Annotated in this window: 1 tRNA gene; it reads left to right on the plus strand. The window is 43.1% G+C overall.

Features of this window, described 5'->3' with window-relative positions:
- Window position 1 precedes the first annotated feature (1 nt).
- Window positions 2-85 (plus strand) — tRNA-Leu (locus tag BM101_RS13800).
- Window positions 86-1,229: the final 1,144 nt, after the last annotated feature.

A 1,229-nucleotide genomic window follows, 5' to 3' on the forward strand; every position in this document is an offset into this window, starting at 1 on the left:
TGCCGGTGTGGCGGAATAGGCAGACGCGCTGGACTCAAAATCCAGTGCCCGCGAGGGCGTGCCGGTTCGACCCCGGCCGCCGGTATCATATGAAACAAGCACTCAGTGATGTTATCATCTCTGAGTGCTTGTTTTTTGTGGTTATGATTTTCGTGGGAGTGCTATCAGGTACGTTGATACCATGGGTTAGGCACAATGCTAAAAGGTTTGTGCAAAATAAAAGCACCACCACTAATACGAGTGTAGACAAGCCCATGACTAAAGTCACGGGCTTGTCTCCGCTGTTGCACGACGGGAGCGCTTGTTGTGCAAGCGCCCTTTAGGCTTATTCCTGTCCGGCAGTGCGGACGCATCCGGAGACGCTCCTCCCACGACTGAAGTCACGGGTCTCCGAAAACTAAAAACAATGAATTCTCTCAAAGATCGCTATCGGTTTTGTTGGATCTCCGTTTTCCTGTAGCCGAGGCATGCGCAAAATATATCAGTCCATCTTTGTTTTCAAGCGTACTCATCTGTGGGAATTCCAATCCATTATCAATGGTGGCAGACGGGTATTTTTGTTCACCATACGTTTCATAAACCTATTCCATTGGGCTTAAACATGTATCATTATCGAACATGGGAGTTTTTCGCTACAATCATTTGTCTTTTCATCCGTTTCGCTAAAGCAAGAATTGCAGACACTCAGTACGTTGTTTACCCCTTTCCATCTTGTGGTGATGCGTCCTTCAAGTTTCTTGAGATTCTTCCCTTTTGGGCGGCTTGGCATTATGCAGGATCATTGAAACTTTATGCGGCAAATCAATATTCCAAATGGCAAAGAAATCCAAGGCGATGTACTAATAAACAATCGTTGTGGGAGGGGACTTGGCATCAGGGGATTTCGCCTGAAGTAGTGGACAAACGTAACGATTCTCTATGGTTTCGCTTTTTTTCTTAAGTTCCTATTCCAACTCCAAGAAGAAAGAAACGAAACGAAATATTTTTTTAGCAATCCGAAAAAATGTTGACTCTAGCTGGAAACCGTGATATTATATTTAAGTTGTCTCCGAGAGCATTAGGAAAAAATAAAAAAGTTATTGACATGCAATCGTGAGAATGATAGTATATAAAAGTTGCCGCTTCGGGTTGTTGATATCAAGCAAAACTTAATTGAAAGAATTCAAATAAGTGCTTGACGGAAAGTTGAAGTCGTGATATTATAAATAGGTTGTCACGTAACACGTGAT

The organism is Trichococcus palustris (genome assembly GCF_900114465.1).
Lineage (GTDB): Bacteria > Bacillota > Bacilli > Lactobacillales > Aerococcaceae > Trichococcus > Trichococcus palustris.